The organism is Pseudomonas asiatica (genome assembly GCF_009932335.1).
Lineage (GTDB): Bacteria > Pseudomonadota > Gammaproteobacteria > Pseudomonadales > Pseudomonadaceae > Aquipseudomonas > Aquipseudomonas asiatica.
Genome location: NZ_BLJF01000001.1, coordinates 2,723,613 through 2,742,107, shown reverse-complemented (window position 1 = coordinate 2,742,107; position 18,495 = coordinate 2,723,613). Strand labels below are relative to the sequence as shown.

General features: G+C 63.3%; 21 protein-coding genes. 11 read left to right on the top strand and 10 right to left on the bottom strand.

Features of this window, described 5'->3' with window-relative positions:
• The first annotated feature begins 139 nt into the window (after nt 1-139).
• Both GYA95_RS12670 and GYA95_RS12665 read left to right on the top strand, forming a co-directional pair.
• Nucleotides 140-505 (top strand): hypothetical protein, encoded by a 366-nt coding sequence (locus GYA95_RS12670; RefSeq protein WP_015270815.1) that lies wholly within the window; start codon nt 140-142, stop codon nt 503-505.
• Between the two features lie 64 nt (nt 506-569).
• Nucleotides 570-1,055, top strand: a complete 486-nt coding sequence (locus tag GYA95_RS12665; protein ID WP_015270814.1) for a glycoside hydrolase family 24 protein — start codon at nt 570-572, stop codon at nt 1,053-1,055.
• Between the two features lie 73 nt (nt 1,056-1,128).
• Here the strand turns inward: GYA95_RS12665 and GYA95_RS12660 are convergent, their stop codons facing one another.
• Both GYA95_RS12660 and GYA95_RS12655 read right to left on the bottom strand, forming a co-directional pair.
• On the bottom strand, nt 1,129-1,311 hold the full coding sequence (locus GYA95_RS12660; protein ID WP_014590513.1) for a hypothetical protein: 183 nt from the start codon (nt 1,309-1,311) through the stop codon (nt 1,129-1,131).
• A 93-nt stretch (nt 1,312-1,404) separates the two neighbouring features.
• The gene (locus tag GYA95_RS12655; RefSeq protein ID WP_015270813.1) at nt 1,405-1,749 is read right to left on the bottom strand and encodes a hypothetical protein; all 345 of its coding nucleotides are present in this window, start codon (nt 1,747-1,749) and stop codon (nt 1,405-1,407) included.
• A 162-nt stretch (nt 1,750-1,911) separates the two neighbouring features.
• Here GYA95_RS12655 and GYA95_RS12650 point away from each other — a divergent pair, with 162 nt between their 5' ends.
• A complete protein-coding gene (locus GYA95_RS12650) occupies nt 1,912-2,733 on the top strand; it encodes a shikimate 5-dehydrogenase (RefSeq protein ID WP_015270812.1) in 822 nt (273 codons plus the stop codon).
• 126 nt (nt 2,734-2,859) lie between these two features.
• Here the strand turns inward: GYA95_RS12650 and GYA95_RS12645 are convergent, their stop codons facing one another.
• The 3 genes from GYA95_RS12645 to GYA95_RS12635 form a co-directional block, all read right to left on the bottom strand.
• A complete protein-coding gene (locus tag GYA95_RS12645) occupies nt 2,860-3,102 on the bottom strand; it encodes a hypothetical protein (RefSeq protein WP_013973119.1) in 243 nt (80 codons plus the stop codon).
• Nucleotides 3,103-3,199: 97 nt separating this feature from the next.
• Nucleotides 3,200-3,727 carry a lactoylglutathione lyase gene (gene gloA, locus GYA95_RS12640; RefSeq protein WP_015270811.1) on the bottom strand — a complete coding sequence of 176 codons (528 nt, stop codon included), beginning with the start codon at nt 3,725-3,727 and terminating at the stop codon, nt 3,200-3,202.
• Nucleotides 3,728-3,952: 225 nt separating this feature from the next.
• Nucleotides 3,953-4,312 (bottom strand): histone-like nucleoid-structuring protein, MvaT/MvaU family, encoded by a 360-nt coding sequence (locus GYA95_RS12635; RefSeq protein WP_015270810.1) that lies wholly within the window; start codon nt 4,310-4,312, stop codon nt 3,953-3,955.
• Between the two features lie 361 nt (nt 4,313-4,673).
• Here GYA95_RS12635 and GYA95_RS12630 point away from each other — a divergent pair, with 361 nt between their 5' ends.
• Nucleotides 4,674-5,963, top strand: a complete 1,290-nt coding sequence (locus GYA95_RS12630) for an OprD family porin (RefSeq protein WP_015270809.1) — start codon at nt 4,674-4,676, stop codon at nt 5,961-5,963.
• Nucleotides 5,964-6,030: 67 nt separating this feature from the next.
• Nucleotides 6,031-6,780, top strand: a complete 750-nt coding sequence (cobF, locus tag GYA95_RS12625; protein WP_015270808.1) for a precorrin-6A synthase (deacetylating) — start codon at nt 6,031-6,033, stop codon at nt 6,778-6,780.
• A 31-nt stretch (nt 6,781-6,811) separates the two neighbouring features.
• Here the strand turns inward: cobF and GYA95_RS12620 are convergent, their stop codons facing one another.
• Nucleotides 6,812-7,162, bottom strand: coding sequence for a response regulator (locus tag GYA95_RS12620; protein ID WP_015270807.1), 351 nt, complete (start codon nt 7,160-7,162; stop codon nt 6,812-6,814).
• 246 nt (nt 7,163-7,408) lie between these two features.
• Between GYA95_RS12620 and GYA95_RS12615 the strand changes: the two genes are divergently transcribed.
• From GYA95_RS12615 to GYA95_RS12595, 5 genes are read left to right on the top strand one after another with little or no spacing between them, the layout of a single operon-like run.
• The gene (locus tag GYA95_RS12615) at nt 7,409-10,876 is read left to right on the top strand and encodes a response regulator (protein ID WP_015270806.1); all 3,468 of its coding nucleotides are present in this window, start codon (nt 7,409-7,411) and stop codon (nt 10,874-10,876) included.
• The gene (locus tag GYA95_RS12610; RefSeq protein ID WP_003259474.1) at nt 10,873-11,694 is read left to right on the top strand and encodes a CheR family methyltransferase; all 822 of its coding nucleotides are present in this window, start codon (nt 10,873-10,875) and stop codon (nt 11,692-11,694) included. The genes GYA95_RS12615 and GYA95_RS12610 overlap by 4 nt, the downstream gene beginning before the upstream one ends.
• Entirely contained in the window at nt 11,691-12,266 is a 576-nt protein-coding gene (locus GYA95_RS12605; RefSeq protein WP_015270805.1) for a chemotaxis protein CheB, read from the top strand. The genes GYA95_RS12610 and GYA95_RS12605 overlap by 4 nt, the downstream gene beginning before the upstream one ends.
• Entirely contained in the window at nt 12,260-13,486 is a 1,227-nt protein-coding gene (locus GYA95_RS12600) for a hybrid sensor histidine kinase/response regulator (RefSeq protein WP_015270804.1), read from the top strand. The genes GYA95_RS12605 and GYA95_RS12600 overlap by 7 nt, the downstream gene beginning before the upstream one ends.
• A 44-nt stretch (nt 13,487-13,530) precedes the next feature.
• Nucleotides 13,531-13,908 carry a response regulator gene (locus tag GYA95_RS12595; RefSeq protein WP_003256176.1) on the top strand — a complete coding sequence of 126 codons (378 nt, stop codon included), beginning with the start codon at nt 13,531-13,533 and terminating at the stop codon, nt 13,906-13,908.
• Between the two features lie 109 nt (nt 13,909-14,017).
• Here the strand turns inward: GYA95_RS12595 and GYA95_RS12590 are convergent, their stop codons facing one another.
• From GYA95_RS12590 to GYA95_RS12580, 3 genes are read right to left on the bottom strand one after another with little or no spacing between them, the layout of a single operon-like run.
• Entirely contained in the window at nt 14,018-14,599 is a 582-nt protein-coding gene (locus GYA95_RS12590) for a TetR/AcrR family transcriptional regulator (protein WP_015270803.1), read from the bottom strand.
• Between the two features lie 12 nt (nt 14,600-14,611).
• Complete coding sequence (locus tag GYA95_RS12585) at nt 14,612-15,460, bottom strand: 3-hydroxybutyryl-CoA dehydrogenase (protein ID WP_015270802.1); 849 nt, start codon at nt 15,458-15,460, stop codon at nt 14,612-14,614.
• Nucleotides 15,461-15,473: 13 nt separating this feature from the next.
• A complete protein-coding gene (locus GYA95_RS12580) occupies nt 15,474-16,658 on the bottom strand; it encodes an acetyl-CoA C-acyltransferase family protein (protein WP_015270801.1) in 1,185 nt (394 codons plus the stop codon).
• Between the two features lie 168 nt (nt 16,659-16,826).
• Here GYA95_RS12580 and GYA95_RS12575 point away from each other — a divergent pair, with 168 nt between their 5' ends.
• Nucleotides 16,827-17,837 (top strand): AraC family transcriptional regulator, encoded by a 1,011-nt coding sequence (locus tag GYA95_RS12575; RefSeq protein ID WP_003259468.1) that lies wholly within the window; start codon nt 16,827-16,829, stop codon nt 17,835-17,837.
• A 130-nt stretch (nt 17,838-17,967) separates the two neighbouring features.
• Here the strand turns inward: GYA95_RS12575 and GYA95_RS12570 are convergent, their stop codons facing one another.
• Nucleotides 17,968-18,405, bottom strand: coding sequence for a carboxymuconolactone decarboxylase family protein (locus tag GYA95_RS12570; RefSeq protein WP_015270800.1), 438 nt, complete (start codon nt 18,403-18,405; stop codon nt 17,968-17,970).
• Nucleotides 18,406-18,495: the final 90 nt, after the last annotated feature.

Here is an 18,495-nt window from a genome sequence, read left to right as displayed (position 1 = left end):
GCTTGCTGCTAAATATGCTCAAGGCTAAATTTCCCTTGTCATGATATTAGCCGTAGGCTAAATTAAATATGCAAGCAAGGAAAGCCACCGAGAAGCTGTTCTCCAGGCTTACGACATCACCATTGGTAATGAGGTTTTCATGGATCCGACTGACCTCGGCCCAGGCACCATCACCTGGCTGGGCGGAACAGGCACCGTGTTGCTGGGTGCATTCCTCTGGCTGCGCAAGTGGCTGTCCAGGGATGCGGCTGACCGTGCCATGGACAACGCTGATATTGGCGTGGTCCGGCGCCTGAACGAGTTGCTCGATATCGAGCGTGATGCCCGAAGGGAAGCGCAGGCCAGGGCCGATCAGTTTGCAAAGGAACGCAATGAACTGGTGATCACTGTAGGGCGCCTGGAAGGCAAGATCGAAGCGCTGACCATTCGGGGCGGCCATCCTCCCCGGCAGGTCACCGTCCAGGGCGAGGGCGTCGCCCGCCTGCGCGGGAAGCAGGGTGAGTGAGGCGGCCCGCAAGACAAATTCTGTTCACGCCCATGCGTATGGGCTTCTTCTGTATGGAGACAACATGGCTCGATTGGATTCTGCCGCTGTCGGCGGTGCGAACGTGCTCGCGTTCCTGGACATGCTGGCCTGGTCCGAAGGTACCTCGACCATCGCTGCCAGCGACGATGGCTACAACGTCCTGGTAGGCGGCCAACTGTTCAATGACTACAGCGGGCACCCGAAGCAGAAGGTGTGGTTGCCCAGCTACGGCATCCACAGTTCTGCGGCTGGGCGGTACCAGATTCTGGCCGGTACCTGGGATGCCATCGTGAGCACCTATGGCTTCAATGGCCGCTTTACCCCTGAGGCCCAGGACCTGGCGGCAATCAAGTTGCTGAGCGAGTGCGGCGCACTGGCACTGATCAAGGCTGGCCGCATTGCCCAGGCGATCGCCAAGGCCGCGCCTATCTGGGCCAGCTTGCCTGGCGCGGGCTACGGTCAGCGTGAGCACCAGTTGGCCGCGTTGTTGGCAATGTTCATAGCCTGCAGTGGGGAGGTGCAGGCGTAACGCCCAGGCAAAAAAAGACCCGCCAGGTAGGCGGGCCAGAAGGGCGTAGGGAGCAACGCACAACAAATACGGGTCAGGCGACCAAAGTGCCTGGTTGCAACTGTTCGACCAGGGCCTGGGCCGAGGCGCGGGTCGGCATCGGGCCGCTTACGGCTTCGCCGTTGCGCACCAGGTACCAGCATGCGAGCAGGCCCTGCTCACGCAGCGAAGCGGGGACGGCACTGCCAACAACGGACATGATCTGGATAGTGGCCATGTGGACCTCCTGTAAACATGGCCCTACCTTACGCAGCAGCCGGTGCGGTTTGAAATTAACTTCCTCGATAGTGGTCATTGGTTCCATCAACATTTACCAGCGCGGCGGGCCGTAATACACCGGTGGCGGGCCGTAGTAGGTGCGGTAGCCCGGGGGCGGTGGTGCTGGCACGTAGTACGGCTGGTAGTACACCGGCGGTGGCGGTGGTTGCATGTACACCGGCGGAGGCCCGTAGTAGACCGGCTGGCGCTCGACGTACACGGTACGGTCACGCCCGCCATAAACCGTCGCCCCGACCACGGCGCCAACCACAGCCGCACCCAGCAGCGGGCCGGGGCCATACCAACCGCCATGGCCATGGCCGCCGTGGGCGACAGCGGGCGCGCTGATGGCCAGGGCACCGACCAGCAGGGCGATTCCGGGAATGTGACGGTTCATGAAGAAACCCTCGCAAGGACACCCCAAGTGTGGGGTCCTATTACTATGACTCCACTCTTCGTCAGCTGAGCACGGGGGAACGGTAAAGGTTGTGTAAGGGACGACCAGCGGTTACCTCTGTTACGCTGAACAAACGTTTCAGTTATGACAAAGGAGCAGGTTATGTCGGCAACTCCAAGCAGAGACACCGTGCTGTGCATCTCCCTGGCCGGCCGCCCCGGCACCTTCGGTGTACGGTTCCACAACCACCTTTACCAGCAGCTGGGCCTGGACTTCTACTACAAGGCCATGCGCACCGATGACCTGCCGGCGGCGGTGGCGGGCATTCGCGCTTTGGGCATCCGCGGTTGCGGGGTATCGATGCCGTACAAGGAGGCCTGCATGGCCCTGGTCGACGAGATCGACCCATCGGCTGCGGCCATCGAGTCGGTCAATACCCTGGTCAATACCAATGGCCACCTGAAGGCCTACAACACCGATTACCTGGCCGTTCGCCAATTGCTGGCGCAGCACAAGGTCGACCCGTCCACGGCGTTTGCCCTGCGCGGCAGTGGCGGCATGGCCAAGGCGGTAGCCAGTGCCTTGCGCGATGCCGGGTTCGCCGAAGGCATCATCGTTGCGCGCAACGAGCAGGCGGGGCGGCAGCTGGCGGATGTGTGTGGTTATCGCTGGGTGGCGGAGCTGGGCGATCTGTGCCCACCCATGCTGGTGAACGTGACGCCGATCGGCATGGCGGGCGGGCCCGAGGCCGAGGAGCTGGCGTTTTCCGAGAACGCCATCGCCGCGGCGGCGCGGGTGTTCGATGTTGTGGCGATGCCGGAGAGCACTCCGTTGATCCGACGGGCGCGGGCGTTGGATAAGCCGGTGATCACCGGGCTGGAGGTGATTGCGCTGCAGGCGCTGGAGCAGTTCGTGCTTTACACCGGGGTGCGACCCACCCTGGCGCAGGTGGAGGCGGCGGTGGCGTACGCCCGGGATATCTGATTACTCCTGTGCCGGCCCTTTCGCGGGCTTGCCCGCTCCCACTGGGACCTCACAGGATCTGAAATCTGTGCAGTACCTGTGGGAGCGGGCAAGCCCGCGAAGAGGCCGGAACAGGCATAAACAAGGTCAAAATACCTTGTGCCCCTCATCCAGCTGCTGGTCGACCAGTGCCCGGCCATGGGCCAGCGATACATGCTGTGCATTCTCGAGGTCGGAGAAGAACTTCATCGGCATCGACATGCGCCTGCTGGTGTGCCCGTCGGGGTCGGTAATCAGGCACCCGGCGGCATAGGGCAGGGGGGAATCGGGGTGGGGCATCACGCTGGCGGTGATGGTGTGCTTGCGATATTCACAGTGAAGAGATTGCATCGTCCTTACCTCGCTGTGGCATGTGAAGCAGTTACCTTCATATACCACAGCAAAGGGCCGGGAGTTCCCGGCCCGACGAGCGAACAGCGATGAATGCTCAGCCTTTGAGTTCGGTCGGCTGGATGACTTCGACCCAGTAACCGTCCGGGTCCTTGACGAAGGCCAGGTGGTTCATGCGCCCGTCCTGCAGGCGTTTCTGGAACGGTACACCCAGTGCCTCGAAGCGTGCGCAGGCGGCGCGTACGTCCGGTACCGAGACGCAGATGTGGCCAAAGCCGCGCGGGTCGGTGTTGCCGTTGTGGTAGGCGAAATTGGCATCGTTTTCGGTGCCGTGGTTGTGGGTCAGTTCCAGCACGCCCGGAATAGACTTCATCCACTGGTGGCGTTCGTTGTCATCGGCCGGGATCTGCGCCGGGTCGACCAGGGCCAGGAAGTACAGGCTGAAGGCAGCTTCGGGGAAGTCGCGCTTGTCCACCAGGCGGAAGCCCAGCACGCGGGTGTAGAAGTCCAGGGACTTCTCGATGTCCTTGACCCGCAGCATGGTGTGGTTGAAGACGAACTGGGCGGTGGCGGCATCCGGTTGGGCGGTGACGCCAGGCAGGGTTTGCAGATCGTGCAGGCTCATGGGAACTCCTGAGACGGGGCCGGGCGCAGGGCACCGGCAAAACAGACAGGCTGGCCATGATACGGCAGTGTGCCGATTGCGCAAATGAAAGCGCCCTGCACAAGGCAGGGCGCTGGAATTAGAGGCCCGCATGTGCGGGCGCGTGATGGGGTCGCTAGTCCTTTAGCTGTCTCGATACTGAGCCAGCCCTTGTGAAAAAAGTGTGAAGTGCGTGTGGACGTTTCATCAGCGTACCCAGCTTTCTACCGTGGCGGCGCCGTATTGTTCTTTCCAGGCCTTGAGCCCACGGTGGTTGCCGCCTTTGGTCTCGATTCGCTCGCCGGTATGCGGATTGGTGTAAACCTTCACCACGCGCGCGCGGCGCTGTTGCTTGGGTGCTGCACTGGAAACCCGGGCCACTGCCTTCGGGTCGAGGATGGCGATGATATCGCGCAGGCTCTTGTCGTAGCTTTTCATCAGGCCGACTAGTTTCTGCTCGAATTCGATTTCGCGTTTGAGGCCGGCATCCTTTTTCAACGCTTCCAGTTGCGCCATCTGTTCCTGGAGCGCTTTTTCGGCAGCACGAAACTCTGCAAGTCTGGACACTGTAATCACTCCTGTACGTCGGTCGTGGCAGGGCGTGACGAACATTGAAGAAGAATAAAAACGCCGGCCACGCGGGTGGGTTCCGCTGTTCGCTGATATCGAGTGTAGTCATTCATGGGCACTGGGTAAACTGCAAACTTTTTGTAAGTAAGCAAGGAACTTTCCTAGTTTTGCGTGCGGTATTGTCCGGATTTTCCGCGGTTGTCTTGTGGCGCGCTTAGACCATGGTCCAATGGCCCGTGCCAGAGCCTTCGCGCGATAATTTCAGATGATGGCCGGCTATTGTTCGGCCCCCTCGCAGTACCGTGGCCAGCACGTGCCACAGGTTGTTTACTCGCCTTGATTCTGGATGTTTTCTCCCATGTTTGCCCCTTTCCCCCTCGCCCCCGGGCGTCGTGTTGCCGGCTTGTTCCTGTTGTGTGCCGGCGTCAATGCCCAGGCCGCCGGTTTTCTTGAAGACAGCAGTGCAAAGGTCGAAGCACGCAATGTCTATTTCAACCGGGATTTTCGTGACGGCCACAGCAGTTCCAGCCAGGGTGCGTCCAAACGCGAAGAATGGGCACAAGGTTTCATCCTCAATGTGCAGTCGGGTTATACCCAGGGCCCGGTAGGTTTTGGCGTGGATGCGCTGGGCATGTTCGGCTTCAAACTTGACTCCAGCCCGGCGGACAGTAACAGCGGCCTGTTGCCGTCTTCCGGTCACGACCCGCGCCACTCGGCCGACCAGTACGCGAAGATGGGCCTGGCGGCCAAGGTCAAGGTTTCCAGTACCGTGCTTAAATACGGTTCGATGATGCCGGATGTACCGCTGCTCAAGTACAACGATGGCCGCCTGCTGCCGACCATGTTCCATGGCGCCATGCTCACTTCCGAAGAAGTGCGCGACCTGAAGTTCACCCTGGCCCGCCTGGACAAGTACACCGCACGGGATTCCACCGACCGCCAGGACATTCGCGTGCATTGCAAGAACAAGCGCTATGCCTGCGATATCGAGGCTGATCACTTTGACCTGGCTGGTGTCGATTACCGTTTCAACGAACGCTTCAGCGCCCAGTACCAGGTGGCCAAGCTGGAGAACATCTACCGCCAGCACTTCCTCGGCCTGGTGGCCAGCCAGCCATTGGCGGTGGGCAGCCTGTCGGCAGACCTGCGCTTGATCAAGAGTGATGACATCGGCAATGCCCGCGCCGGCGAAATCGACCATCGCGCGTTCAGCGGCATGCTCGGCTACAGCCTGGGTGGCCACAAGCTCAGTGCCGGTTGGCAGCGCATGTATGGCGACAGTGCCATGCCATACCTGGATGGCACCAACCCGTACCTGGTCAACTATGCCCAGGTCAACGACTTCGCCGCCGCCCAGGAGCGTTCCTGGCAGGTGCGTTATGATTATGACTTCAAGGCCCTGGGCGTGCCTGGCCTGACCTTCTTCACCCGTTACATCAACGGTGACAATATCAAGGTGCCGGGCAGTACGGCCGAAGGCAAAGAATGGGAACGCGACACCGAGTTCAAGTACCAGGTGCAAAGTGGCACGTTCAAGGACGTAAGCGTGCGCCTGCGTAATTCCACTTACCGCAGCAATTATGAAAAATGGGCGCGTGACATGGACGAGACACGAGTCATCGTCAGCTACAACTTCTCCATCTTCTGACGGGGCGCTTTGCCAAATACCGGCAGCCACCTGACAATGGCTGCTGGTTCCCGCAAAGGGCAGGGCAATGAAAGACCTGTTGTTGATCGGCATCGGCCCGGGTGACCCGCGCCAGGTCACCTACGAGGCGGTCGATGCACTGCGCCAGACCAGTGTGTTCTTCGTGCTCGACAAAGGCGGCGACAAGGACGAACTGCTGCGCCTGCGCAAGGCCATCCTGCAACGCTACCGGCCCGAGGGCGGCTATCGCCTGGTGCAGGTGGCTGACCCTGAACGCGACGGCCACGCGGAAGACTACCTGGGCGCGGTGCAGGACTGGCACCGGCAGCGTGCGGCGCTGTATGCCCAACTGATCGAACAGGAGATAGGCGACGGTGAAACCGGCGCCTTTCTGCTGTGGGGCGAGCCGACGCTGTACGACAGCACCCTGCGCATCCTTGGCCTGGTCCGCGAGCGTGGTGTGGCGCTGCGCCTGCAGGTCATTCCGGGCATCAGCAGCGTGCAGGCGTTGGCAGCGCGCCATCAGGTGCCGCTCAACCGCATCGGTGAGCCGTTGACCGTATTGCCAGGGCGGCGCCTGGCCGGGCAGGGGCAGATCGACAATGTGCTGGTGATGCTCGACGGGCAGTGCGCGTTTGCCCGGCTCGATGCCCCGGCGTTGATGATCTACTGGGGCGCGTACCTTGGGACTGCTGATGAGGTGCTGATTGCCGGGCCGTTGCAAACGGTGAAGGCACAGATACTGGAGGTGCGTGAGCGGGAGCGGGCGCGCAAGGGGTGGATCATGGATAGCTACCTGTTGCGCAGGGAGCTGTAGTCAGCATTCCGCGAACCAGGCGACACCGATTTCAAGGGTTACCCAGAATGGCCTGTACCTTGTCGCGCAACTGGTCGATGCTGAACGGCTTGCCGATCAGATGCATGCCCTCCGGTACATTGACGTTCTCGGCATAGCCACTGGCGAACAGCACCGGCAACAGCGGCCGCAGCTCGCGCGCCTTGCCGGCCAGCTCTTCGCCACCCATGTCCGGCAACCCCACGTCGGTCAGCATCAGCGCCAACTCCTGGCCCGGGTCCTCGATAATGCGCAGCGCCGCGCCGGCACTGTCCGCCTCGATGACCGTGTAGCCCAGTTCGTCGAGCACTTCGACCATCAGCATGCGTACGATGTCGTCGTCTTCGACTACCAGAAGGTGCATGGTTCGGATCCTGTGCTAATGAATGTCTTTAATCTGTGCTCCAGATGGCACCAGAAGTTCCCGAGGATACCGGGCACTGCAATCAGATGGAACGTTTGGCGCACGCTGCCTTCAAATACTGGCTAAATGCCCTGCCAGACCCGGCAAAGCTGGTTAGACTCGCTTAACAGGACGGCGCAGTGGCAGATAATGACAACGACAGATCCGCCACACCTTTCAATGGATTTTTAGCTCGGGCGTTTTCACATGATTCAAGCAGCCTCGATGGACCAGCGAAGCTTCCGCAAGCTGTTGAGCCGCAACGTCGGCCTACCCCTGGGGGTTGGCCTGCTGGGGGCCGTGGCCTTCGTTGCGGTGATCAACTACCTGCTTTCGGCCTTGCAGTGGGTCGAGCACACCGACCGCGTAATCGGCAATGCCAACGAAGCGGTCAAACTGTCGATCGACATGGAAACCGGCATGCGTGGCTTCCTGATCACCGGCGATGAGCGTTTCCTCGACCCCTACGAGGTGGCCAAGCCGCGCATTTTCGGCAGCCTGCAGAGCCTGCGCGGCATGGTCGAGGACAACCCGCAACAGGTCGAACGCATCGACCGGCTGATCGCCCTGCAGCAAGCGTGGAACACCTTCGGCAGCGAGATGATCAACTTGCGCCGCAGCCAGGGTGATTACCGCGCCTTGATCGGCAACGGCCGCGGCAAGCGCCTGACCGACGAGATCCGCAAGGAGTTCGACAACCTCATCGGCAGCGAACAACAATTGCGCATGGCGCGCAACGAGCGGGTCAACAGTGTGACCGTCACGGTCATGTCGTCCTTCGTGCTGTTCATCGTCGGCCTCAGCGCCTTGCTGGCCTACCTCGGGCGGCGCGATCTGCTGGCGCTGTCCGCTACCTATGACGAAAACTTCCAGGCCCAGCAGCGCGCCGCCGAACGCCTGGAGCATCAGGCCTGGCTGCGCAACGGGCAGACGCAACTGTCCGAACAGGTGCTTGGCCAGCTGACCCTGCCCATGCTCGGTGACAACATCCTGCGTTTCTTCGCCAGCTACCTGGGCAGCGTGGTAGGCGCGTTGTACGTGCGTGACGAACATGGCCGCCTGGTGCGTGTTGCCAGCTATGGCCTGGATGCCGAGGAGCAGGCGCGCGAGCAGGTACTGGGTGACCACGAGGGGCTGCTGGCCCAGGCCGTGCGCGAAGCGAGGCTGCTGCGTCTGGACGACTTGCCTGAAGACTATTTCCACCTCAGTTCCGGCCTTGGCAGGGGCCTGCCGCGCAGTGCCATGCTGATGCCCTCCAGCGACGACGGGCAGATCAACGGCGTGCTGGAGCTGGGCTTCCTGCGGCCGTTGCAGGAGCGTGACGAAGAGATGCTGCAGCGGGTCCGTGGCAACGTCGGTATTTCCATCGAAAGCGCCCGTTACCGGCAGCGCCTGCAGGAGGTGCTGGCCGAAACCCAGCAACTGAACGAAGAGCTGCAAGTGCAGCAGGAAGAACTTAAAACCGCCAACGAAGAGCTCGAAGAGCAATCCCGCGTGCTCAAGGAGTCCCAGGCCCACCTGGAAACCCAGCAGGCGGAGCTTGAGCAGACCAACGAGCAGCTGTCGGAGCGCACCGAGGCGCTGGACCGCAAGAACGACGAACTGCTCCAGGCCCAGGACGAGCTGCAGGCGCGCGCCGAGGAACTGCAGCGTTCGAGCAAGTACAAGTCCGAATTCCTCGCCAACATGTCCCACGAGTTGCGCACGCCGCTGAACAGCTCGCTGATCCTGGCCAAGCTGCTGGCGGAAAACGGCGAGGGCAACCTCAGCGACGAGCAGGTCAAGTTCGCCGAATCCATCTATTCGGCCGGCAACGACCTGCTCAACCTGATCAACGACATTCTCGACATCGCCAAGGTGGAAGCAGGCAAGCTCGAAGTGCGCCCCGAAAGCACCCAGTTGGAACGCCTGGTCGAAGGCCTGCGTGGCATGTTCGAGCCGTTGGCCGGGCACAAGGGCCTGGCCTTCGAGGTGACCACCGAGGCGCAGGTGCCGGCCACGCTGTTCACCGACCGCCAGCGCCTGGAGCAGATTCTCAAGAACCTGCTGTCCAACGCCATCAAGTTCACCGAGCGCGGCCAGGTCAGCCTGAACATCGGTTACCAGCCTGGCACCGGCATCGTCTTTGCCGTGCGCGATACCGGCATCGGCATCGCCGCCGACCAGCAGCAGGCGATCTTCGGCGCATTCCACCAGGTGGATGGCACCAGCAACCGCCGTTATGGCGGCACCGGCCTGGGCCTGTCGATTTCCCGCGACCTGGCGCACCTGCTGGGTGGGCAGATCAGCGTCGACAGCAGCCCCGGCCAGGGCAGTGTATTCAGCCTGATCCTGCCGGAGCGCTATGAGCGCTTGGAGCAGGATATCGAGCCGCTCAGCCTGCGCCCTGCGGTCGATAGCCTGCCACCCGCGCCGCAGGCACTAGTGGTGGCGGCACCGAAACGCCCGACACCAGTGTTTGCCGATGACCGTGAGCGCGCGCCGTTCGGCAACCGCTGCATCCTGGTGATCGAAGACGAACCGAACTTCGCCCGCATCCTCTTCGACCTGGCCCACGAGCTGGGTTACAGCTGCCTGGTGGCGCAGGGCGCCGACGAGGGCTTCGAACTGGCCGTGCAGTACATCCCCGATGCCATCCTGCTGGACATGCGCCTGCCCGACCATTCCGGCCTGACCGTGCTGCAACGCCTGAAGGAGCAAGCGAGCACCCGGCACATCCCGGTGCATATCATTTCCGTTGAGGACCGCGTCGAGGCCGCCATGCACATGGGTGCCGTCGGCTACGCGGTCAAGCCCACCAGCCGTGAACAACTCAAGGAAGTTTTCGCCCGGCTGGAGGCCAAGCTGACCCAGAAGCTCAAGCACATCCTGCTGGTGGAAGACGACGACCTGCAGCGCGAGAGCATTGCCCGCCTGATCGGCGACGACGATGTCGAGATCACCGCTGTGGCCATGGCCCAGGATGCCCTGGCGTTGCTGCGCGAGAATATCTACGACTGCATGATCATCGACCTCAAGCTGCCGGACATGCTTGGCAACGAGTTGCTCAAGCGCATGACCGCCGAAGACATCCGTGCCTTCCCTCCGGTGATCGTGTATACCGGGCGCAACCTTACCCGCGAAGAAGAAGCCGACCTGCTCAAGTATTCGCGCTCGATCATCATCAAGGGCGCCCGCTCGCCGGAGCGCCTGCTCGACGAAGTGACGCTGTTCCTGCACAAGGTCGAGTCGCAGCTGTCCAACGAACGCCAGCGCATGCTCAAGACCGCGCGCAGCCGCGACAAGGTTTTCGAAGGCCGCAAGGTGCTGCTGGTGGACGACGACGTGCGCAACATCTTTGCCCTGACCAGCGCGCTGGAGCACAAGGGCGCGATCGTCGAAATCGGCCGCAACGGCCGCGAGGCCATCGAGCGCCTGGAGCAGCATGACGACATCGACCTGGTGTTGATGGATGTGATGATGCCGGAGATGGACGGCTTCGAGGCCACCCGGCTGATCCGCCAGCAACAACGCTGGCGCAAGCTGCCGATCATTGCCGTGACCGCCAAGGCGATGAAGGATGACCAGCAGCGTTGCCTGCAGGCCGGCGCCAACGACTACCTGGCCAAACCGATCGACCTGGACCGCTTGTTCTCGCTGATCCGTGTGTGGCTGCCGCAACTGGAGCGAATTTGACTAGCGAACGTAACACCGATATCGAAATCCGCTTGCTGATCGAGGCCATCTACCTCAAGTACAGCTACGATTTCCGCAACTATTCCGGCGCGTCGATCAAGCGCCGGATCCTGCATGCGCTGCGCCAGTTCGACTGCCTGACGGTGTCGGCGCTGCAGGAGCGCGTGCTGCACGACCCAGGCATGTTCATGCAGTTGCTGCAGTACCTGACGATCCCGGTCAGCGAGATGTTCCGCGACCCGGGGCACTACCTGGCGCTGCGCAACGAAGTGGTGCCGCTGCTGCGCACCTGGCCGTCGATCAAGGTGTGGATTGCCGGCTGCAGCACGGGTGAGGAGGTGTATTCGATGGCCATCCTGCTACGCGAGGAGGGCCTGCTGGAGCGCACCATCATCTACGCCACCGACATCAACCCGCATTCGCTGGACAAGGCCAAGCAGGGTATCTACTCGATGCAGAGCATGCGCGAGTACGCCGAAAACTATCGCATCGCCGGTGGCCGACGGGACTTTGCCGAGTACTACACGGCAGCCTACGGCAACGCCATCATGGACAGCACCCTGCGGGACAACGTGACTTTCGCCGACCACAGCCTGGCCACCGACAGCGTGTTTTCCGAAACCCAGCTGGTGTCGTGCCGCAACGTGCTCATCTACTTCAACAAGGAACTGCAGGACCGCGCCCTGGGCCTGTTCCACGAGTCCCTGTGCCACCGCGGCTTCCTGGTGCTGGGCAGCAAGGAATCGGTGGATTTTTCCGCCTACAGCGAGCGCTTCGAGCCGCTGGTCAAGCCCGAACGGATCTACCGCAAGTCATGAAAGGCGTACGCGCGATGGTGATCGGCGCCTCGGCCGGCGGCGTTACAGCGCTATTCAGTGTGCTGGGCGCGTTGCCGGCCGGCTTCGCCATTCCGGTGATATGCGTGCTGCACCTGCCGGATGACCGCCACAGCCAGCTGGCCGAGGTGCTGCAACGTCGCCTGCGGCGGCCAGTGTGCGAGGCCTGTGACAAACAGCCGCTGCGCCCCGGGCAGATCTACGTGGCCGGGCCGGGTTATCACCTGTCGGTGGAGCGTGACCTGACCCTGTCGCTGAGCCAGGAGCCGCCGGTGCATTTTTCCCGGCCGGCGATCGACTACCTGTTCATGTCGGCGGCCGATGCCTATGGTGCCGGCCTGCTAGGCATGTTGCTCACCGGGGCCAACGAGGATGGCGCAGAAGGCCTTGCCTATATCAAGCGCAAGGGGGGCCGGACCGTGGTCCAGGACCCTTGCGACGCACAAGTGGCGTTGATGCCGGAGGCCGCACTGGCCCTGCACCAGCCCGACCATATTCTTTCTCTGAGTGGCATCGAGCGATTGCTCGCCGCCCTGGAACCCAGCGCATGCTAAGCCACACCATCGCCAAACTGCTGATCGTCGACGACCTGCCAGAAAACCTGCTGGCCCTCGACGCCCTGCTCCAGGGCCAAGACCGCGAGGTGCACCAGGCCCAGTCGGCCGAGGCAGCGTTGTCACTGTTGCTCGAGCACGAGTTCGCCCTGGCCATTCTCGACGTGCAGATGCCGGGCATGAACGGTTTCGAGCTGGCCGAGCTGATGCGCGGCACGGAAAAGACCCGCAACATCCCCATCGTGTTCGTCACTGCCGCCGGGCGCGAGATGAACTACGCGTTCAAAGGCTATGAAAGCGGCGCGGTGGACTTTCTGCACAAGCCGCTCGACACCTTGGCGGTGAAGAGCAAGGTGTCGGTGTTCGTCGACCTGTACCGCCAGCGCAAGGTGCTCGACCGCCAATTGCAGGCCCTGGAACGCAGCCGCCAGGAGCAGGAGCTGCTGCTGGCCCAGCTGCAGACGGCGCGGGGTGAACTGGAGCATGCCGTGCGCATGCGCGATGACTTCATGTCGATCGTGTCCCACGAGGTGCGCACCCCGCTCAATGGCCTGATCCTGGAAACCCAGCTGCGCAAGCTGCACCTGGCACGCGGCAACCTTGCCGCCTTCAGCGTCGACAAGCTGCAGGCCATGGTCGAGCGCGACGAGCGGCAGATCAACAGCCTTATCCGCCTGGTCGAAGACATGCTCGATGTATCGCGCATCCGCACCGGCAAACTGTCGCTGCGGCCCAAGGCGTTCGACCTGGGCCTGCTGGTGCGCGGCCTGGTGGAGAACTTTGCCGCCCAGGCCAGCGCACTGGACACCCATATCGAGTTGCAACGCTGCGAGCCGCTGCTGGGCGAGTGGGACGAGTTTCGCATCGAGCAGGTGCTGGCCAACCTGTTGTCCAATGCCTTGCGTTATGGTGAGCGCAAACCGGTACAGGTGCGGGTGTTCGAGCAGGACGGCCAGGCCTGCGTGCAGGTGCAGGACCATGGCATAGGCATCTGCGTGGCCAACCAGCAGCGCATATTCCAGCAGTTCGAGCGGGTCGCCACCCAGCAGGCCAGTGGTGGGTTGGGCCTGGGGCTGTACATATCGGAGCAGATCGTCCAGGCCCATGGCGGGCGCATATTGGTGGAGAGTGAAGAGGGCAAAGGCGCCACCTTCACCTTGCAATTGCCACTGGCAACCTGCGAACAACAAAACGACCAGGCAAGGGCAACCTCTGCGTGAGCCTGGGGTCTGATGGCCAGTTGTAAGTATTTCAAGGCGTTGACATGAGTGAAGATGCACAAGATGTAGTACTGGTGGTCGAGGACGAACCGGCGATTCGCATGATCCTGCGTGATTACCTGGCAGGCGAGGGCTACCACGTGCTGGTGGCCGAGGATGGCGAGCAGGCGTTCGCGATCCTGGCGAGCAAGCCGCACCTCGACCTGATGGTGACGGACTTCCGCTTGCCGGGCGGGATTTCCGGGGTGGACATTGCCGAGCCGGCGGTGAAGTTGCGGCCGGACCTGAAGGTGATCTTCATCAGCGGCTACCCGGCGGAGATTCTCGAGTCCGGCAGCCCGATCACCCGCAAGGCACCGATCCTGGCCAAGCCGTTCGACCTGGATACCTTGCACGAGCAGATCCAGTCGCTCCTGCGCTGACTGTGTTTGCCTCTTCGCGGGCGCGCCCGCTCCCACAGGTTCTGTGCAAACCTTGAAGCCTGCGGGTTTCCTGTGGGAGCGGGCAAGCCCGCGAAGAGGCCGCAACAGGCTAGCGCAGTGTCCGCTCCAGCCCACCCACCAGCATGCTTTCCATCAACCCCAGCCCCTGTTCTTCGGGCAAGGCCTTCAACAGCCCCGGCAACTGGTTCAGCAGTGTCGCCACCACATGCGCCGTGGCCATCAAGGCCTCCCCCTGCAACTTCGCCTGCGGTGCGATCAACCTCAGCAACCCCGCCTCATAGCGCTTGCGCAACAAGGCCAGGCGCGCCTGCTGGTCGTCGCTCAGGCAACAGAAGTCGCGCTCCGCCAGGCGAAACTGCATGGGCCGCTCGGCATGCAGCTGCCAGTGCGCGGCAATCAGGCAGCTCAGCGCCGACGCCCCGCGCGCCATTGCCCGGCGCCCCTGGTCCAGGGTGGCCTGCAATTCCTCGTACAACTCCTCGATCAGGTCGTACAGCAGGTCCTGCTTGCTGGGGAAGTGGTGATACAGCGAGCCTGCGGTAAGCCCCACATGGGCCGCCAGCTCGCGCATGCTGACCTGGCCGAAGCCCTTTTCGGCAAACAGCGCCATGGCCCGGTCACGTCGCTCTTCAAAGTTGGCACAGCGCATCGCGGCATTGACCGGGGGCATGGCGTTCGCTCCTCAGTAGGTGAAGAAACCGCGGCCGCTCTTGCGCCCCAGCCAACCGGCCGCGACCATTTCCTTGAGCAGCGGGGCAGGGCGGTACTTGCTGTCGTTGAAGCCTTCATGGAAGGCCTCCATGATCGCCAGCAGGGTGTCCAGGCCGATCAGGTCGGCCAGGGCCAGCGGGCCGATCGGCTGGTTGCAGCCCAGGCGCATGCCGGTGTCGATGTCCTCGGCACTGGCCAGGCCTTCCTGGCGCACGAAGATCGCTTCGTTGATCATCGGCACCAGGATGCGGTTGACCACGAACCCTGGGCGGTTGCCGGCGGTGATCGGGGTCTTGCCGACCTTTTCGGTCACCACCAGCGCCTGGGCGTAGGTGCTGTCGCTGGTCTGCAGGCCGCGAATGATCTCGACCAGCGCCATCATCGGCACCGGGTTGAAGAAATGCACGCCGATGAAGCGTTCTGGGTGCTCGATGCCGGCCGCCAGCTGGGTGACCGACAGCGACGAGGTGTTGGTGGCGATCAGGCAGTCGGCGGCGACGTTGGCGGCCACCTGCTGCAGGATGCGCTGCTTGAGCTGCAGGTTCTCGGTGGCGGCTTCGATCACCATTTGCGCGCTGCTGAGCTGGGTGTAGTCGGTGCTGGTGCGAATGCGGGGGCGGGCAGCGGCCGCCTTGTCGGCGTCGAGGGTACCCTTGGCGACCTGGCGCTCGAGGTTCTTGCTCAAGGTGGCCACGCCGCGCTCCAGCGCAGCGTCGGAAACGTCCACCAGCAGCACCTGGTAGCCGGCCACCGCGCACACCTGGGCAATGCCGTTGCCCATGGTGCCTGCGCCGATCACGGCAATCTGTTCAATGCTCATGTGTCAGGCTCCCTCAGACGCGCTCGAAGACCAAGGCGATGCCTTGGCCACCACCGATGCACATGGTGGCCAGGGCATAGCGGCCCTGGATGCGCTGTAGCTCATGGATGGCCTTGGTGGCGATGATCGCGCCGGTGGCGCCCACCGGGTGACCCAGGGAAATGCCCGAACCGTTGGGGTTGACCTTTTCCGGGTCGAAGCCCAGTTCGCGAGCGACGGCGCAAGCCTGGGCAGCGAAGGCTTCGTTGGACTCGATCACGTCCAGGTCCTGCACACTCAGGCCGGTCTTCTCCAGCACCTTGCGGGTGGCCGGGATCGGGCCAAGGCCCATCAGTTCAGGCTCGACGCCGGCATGGGCATAGCCCACCAGGCGGGCCAGGGGCTTCAAGCCCAGGCGGCGCACCGCATCACCAGTGGCCAGTACCAGGCCGCCAGCGCCGTCGTTGATGCCACTGGCGTTGCCGGCGGTAACGGTACCGTCTTTCTTGAACACCGCCTTCATCCCTGCCAGTTGCTCGGCGGTCACCTCGCCACGCACATGCTCGTCAGTACTGAACTGCACGCTGCCCTTGCGGGTTTTCAGTTCCAGCGGAACGATCTGGCTGGCGAAGCGGCCTTCGGCAATGGCGCGAGCGGCGCGGTGCTGGCTGGTCAGGGCCAGTTCATCCTGCATTTCGCGGGTAATGCCGTGCTTGGCCGCAACGTTCTCGGCGGTGATGCCCATATGGAAGTGTTCGAACGGGTCCTGCAGCACGCCGACGGTGTAGTCGATGCCTTGCAGGTCACCCATGCGAGCACCCCAGCGTGCCTGCGGCAGCAGGTACGGGCCACGGCTCATGGATTCGGCGCCCGCCGCCACGGCCACGTCGGTGTCGCCGAGCAGCAGGCATTGGGCTGCCGAGACGATGGCCTGCAGGCCCGAGCCGCACAGGCGGTTGACGTTGAATGCCGGGGTTTCCTTGGGGATGCCGGCGTTCATTGCTGCTACGCGGGCCAGGTAGGCGTCACGCGGTTCGGTGGGGATCACCGTGCCCATCACCAGGTGGCCGACTTGCTCGGCGGCCACGCCCGAGCGCTCGATGGCGGCGCGGGTGATGGCGCTGGCCAGGTCGGCCAGCGGCAGGTCCTTGAGGGAACCGCCAAAGCCACCAATGGCTGAACGGACGGCACTGACGACGTAGATTTCTGCGCTGCTCATAGGGGCTCCGATTGCGAAGGCATGGCGGGACCGGGCCAGGCTCTGCGAGAATGGCCGACGATCCCGGAGTGGGACCGAGTCTAGGCAAAGGCTCTGTTGCAGCCTATGCCGGAACTGTTCAGACAACCTGGCACTTTTTGCCACTCAGCATAGACAGCGAAAACCGCCATGCGCGATAGCGATTCGGTCGCCGTGTACTTCCTCAATGCCATGCTCCATGCCCTGCGCGACTGCCCCGCCGAACGCGATGCGCAGCTGCGTGCGGTGGGCATCGACCCACAACTGCTCGAGCAGCCCCAGGCGCGCGTACCGGCCAAGGCCTTCGCCCAGCTGTGGCTGGCGCTGATCCAGCGCCTGGACGATGAGTTCTTCCGCCTCGACAGCCACGGCATGCCGCCGGGCAGTTTCGCCCTGATCTGCCGGGGCCTGATCCTGGAGCCGAACCTGGAGAAGGCCTTGCGCCAGTGCATGGGCGGTTTTGGCCTGTTCCTGCGCGATCTGCGCGGCAGCCTGACGGTGCGTGGCGGGCGGGCGCTGATCAGCGTGCAGTCGAGCATCGCCGACCCGCTGACCCGGGTATATGCCGAGGAAACCTACCTGGTGCTGATGATCGGCATGCTGTGCTGGCTGGCCGGGCGGCGGATCGCCATCGACCGCACCGAGCTGGCGGTGTCGCGCCCGGCCCAGGAAGACGACCTGCTGCTGTGGGGGCCGGACCTGCGCCTGGGCAGCGGGCGCACCGAGGTGGAGTTCGACAGCGCCTACCTGCGCCTGCCGGTGGTGCAGGACCTGGCGGCCCTGAAAACCTTCCTGCGCAGTGCGCCGCAGGGGCTGGTGATTCGCTTTCGCAACCAGAACGGGCTGGTGGCCGAAGTGTACCGGCACCTGCGGGCGCGGCGTTATGGGCAGTGGCCGACGCTGGCGGCGCTGGCGCAGCAGCAGGGGGTCAGTGCCAGTACTTTCCGTCGGCAGCTGGAGCGGGAAGGGCGTTCGTACCAGCAGATCAAGGATGAGGTGCGTCGGGCAATGGCCTTCGAGCGGTTGCGCGAAGGGGAGTTGAGCATTGCCGAGATTGCCGAGCAGACCGGGTTCCAGGAGCCCAGTGCGTTTCACCGGGCGTTCAAGAAGTGGACCGGGCAGAGCCCCGGCAGCTACCGGGCGCGGTTGGCCGGGCGGTAGTGTTCACCTGCACCGGCCCTTTCGCGGGCTTGCCCGCTCCCACAGGTGCAGCACAGCTTTCAGGCCCTGTGCGATCCCTGTGGGAGCGGGCAAGCCCGCGAAGAGGCCGGTACAGGCTACCGCTCAATGATCAGGCCGGCACCATGGCAAACCCGACCCCGAAGCGGTTCCAGGCATTGATGGCGGCAATTGCCAGGGTCAGGTTGGCCACCTCGGCCGGCTCGAAGTGTTCCTGCAAGGCTTCATATTCCGCCTGCGGCGCGCCATGCTCGGGCAGCCTGGTCAGGCTCTCCACCCAGGCCAGCGCAGCACGTTCGCGCGGGGTGAAGTAGGCGGTTTCCTGCCAGACGCACAAGGTCTGCAGGCGTGCCTCGGTCTCACCGGCCTTGCGCGCATCGTTGGCGTGCAGGTTGACGCAGTAGGCGCAGCCGTTGATCTGCGAAGCCCGCAGGCGCACCAGTTCCAGCAGGGAATTCTCCAGGCCGCTCTTGGCCAGGGCCTGCTCCAGGCCGACCATGGCTTTGTAGGCCTCGGGGGCGTGCTTGGCCCATTCGATACGGTTGTGCATGGCTGTCTCCAAAGGGTGTGGGGGGGATGGCGCTACTGTAGCGCCGCACGTTGGCCTCCCCGATAGCCAATCACGCGCATAAGCGGGAGG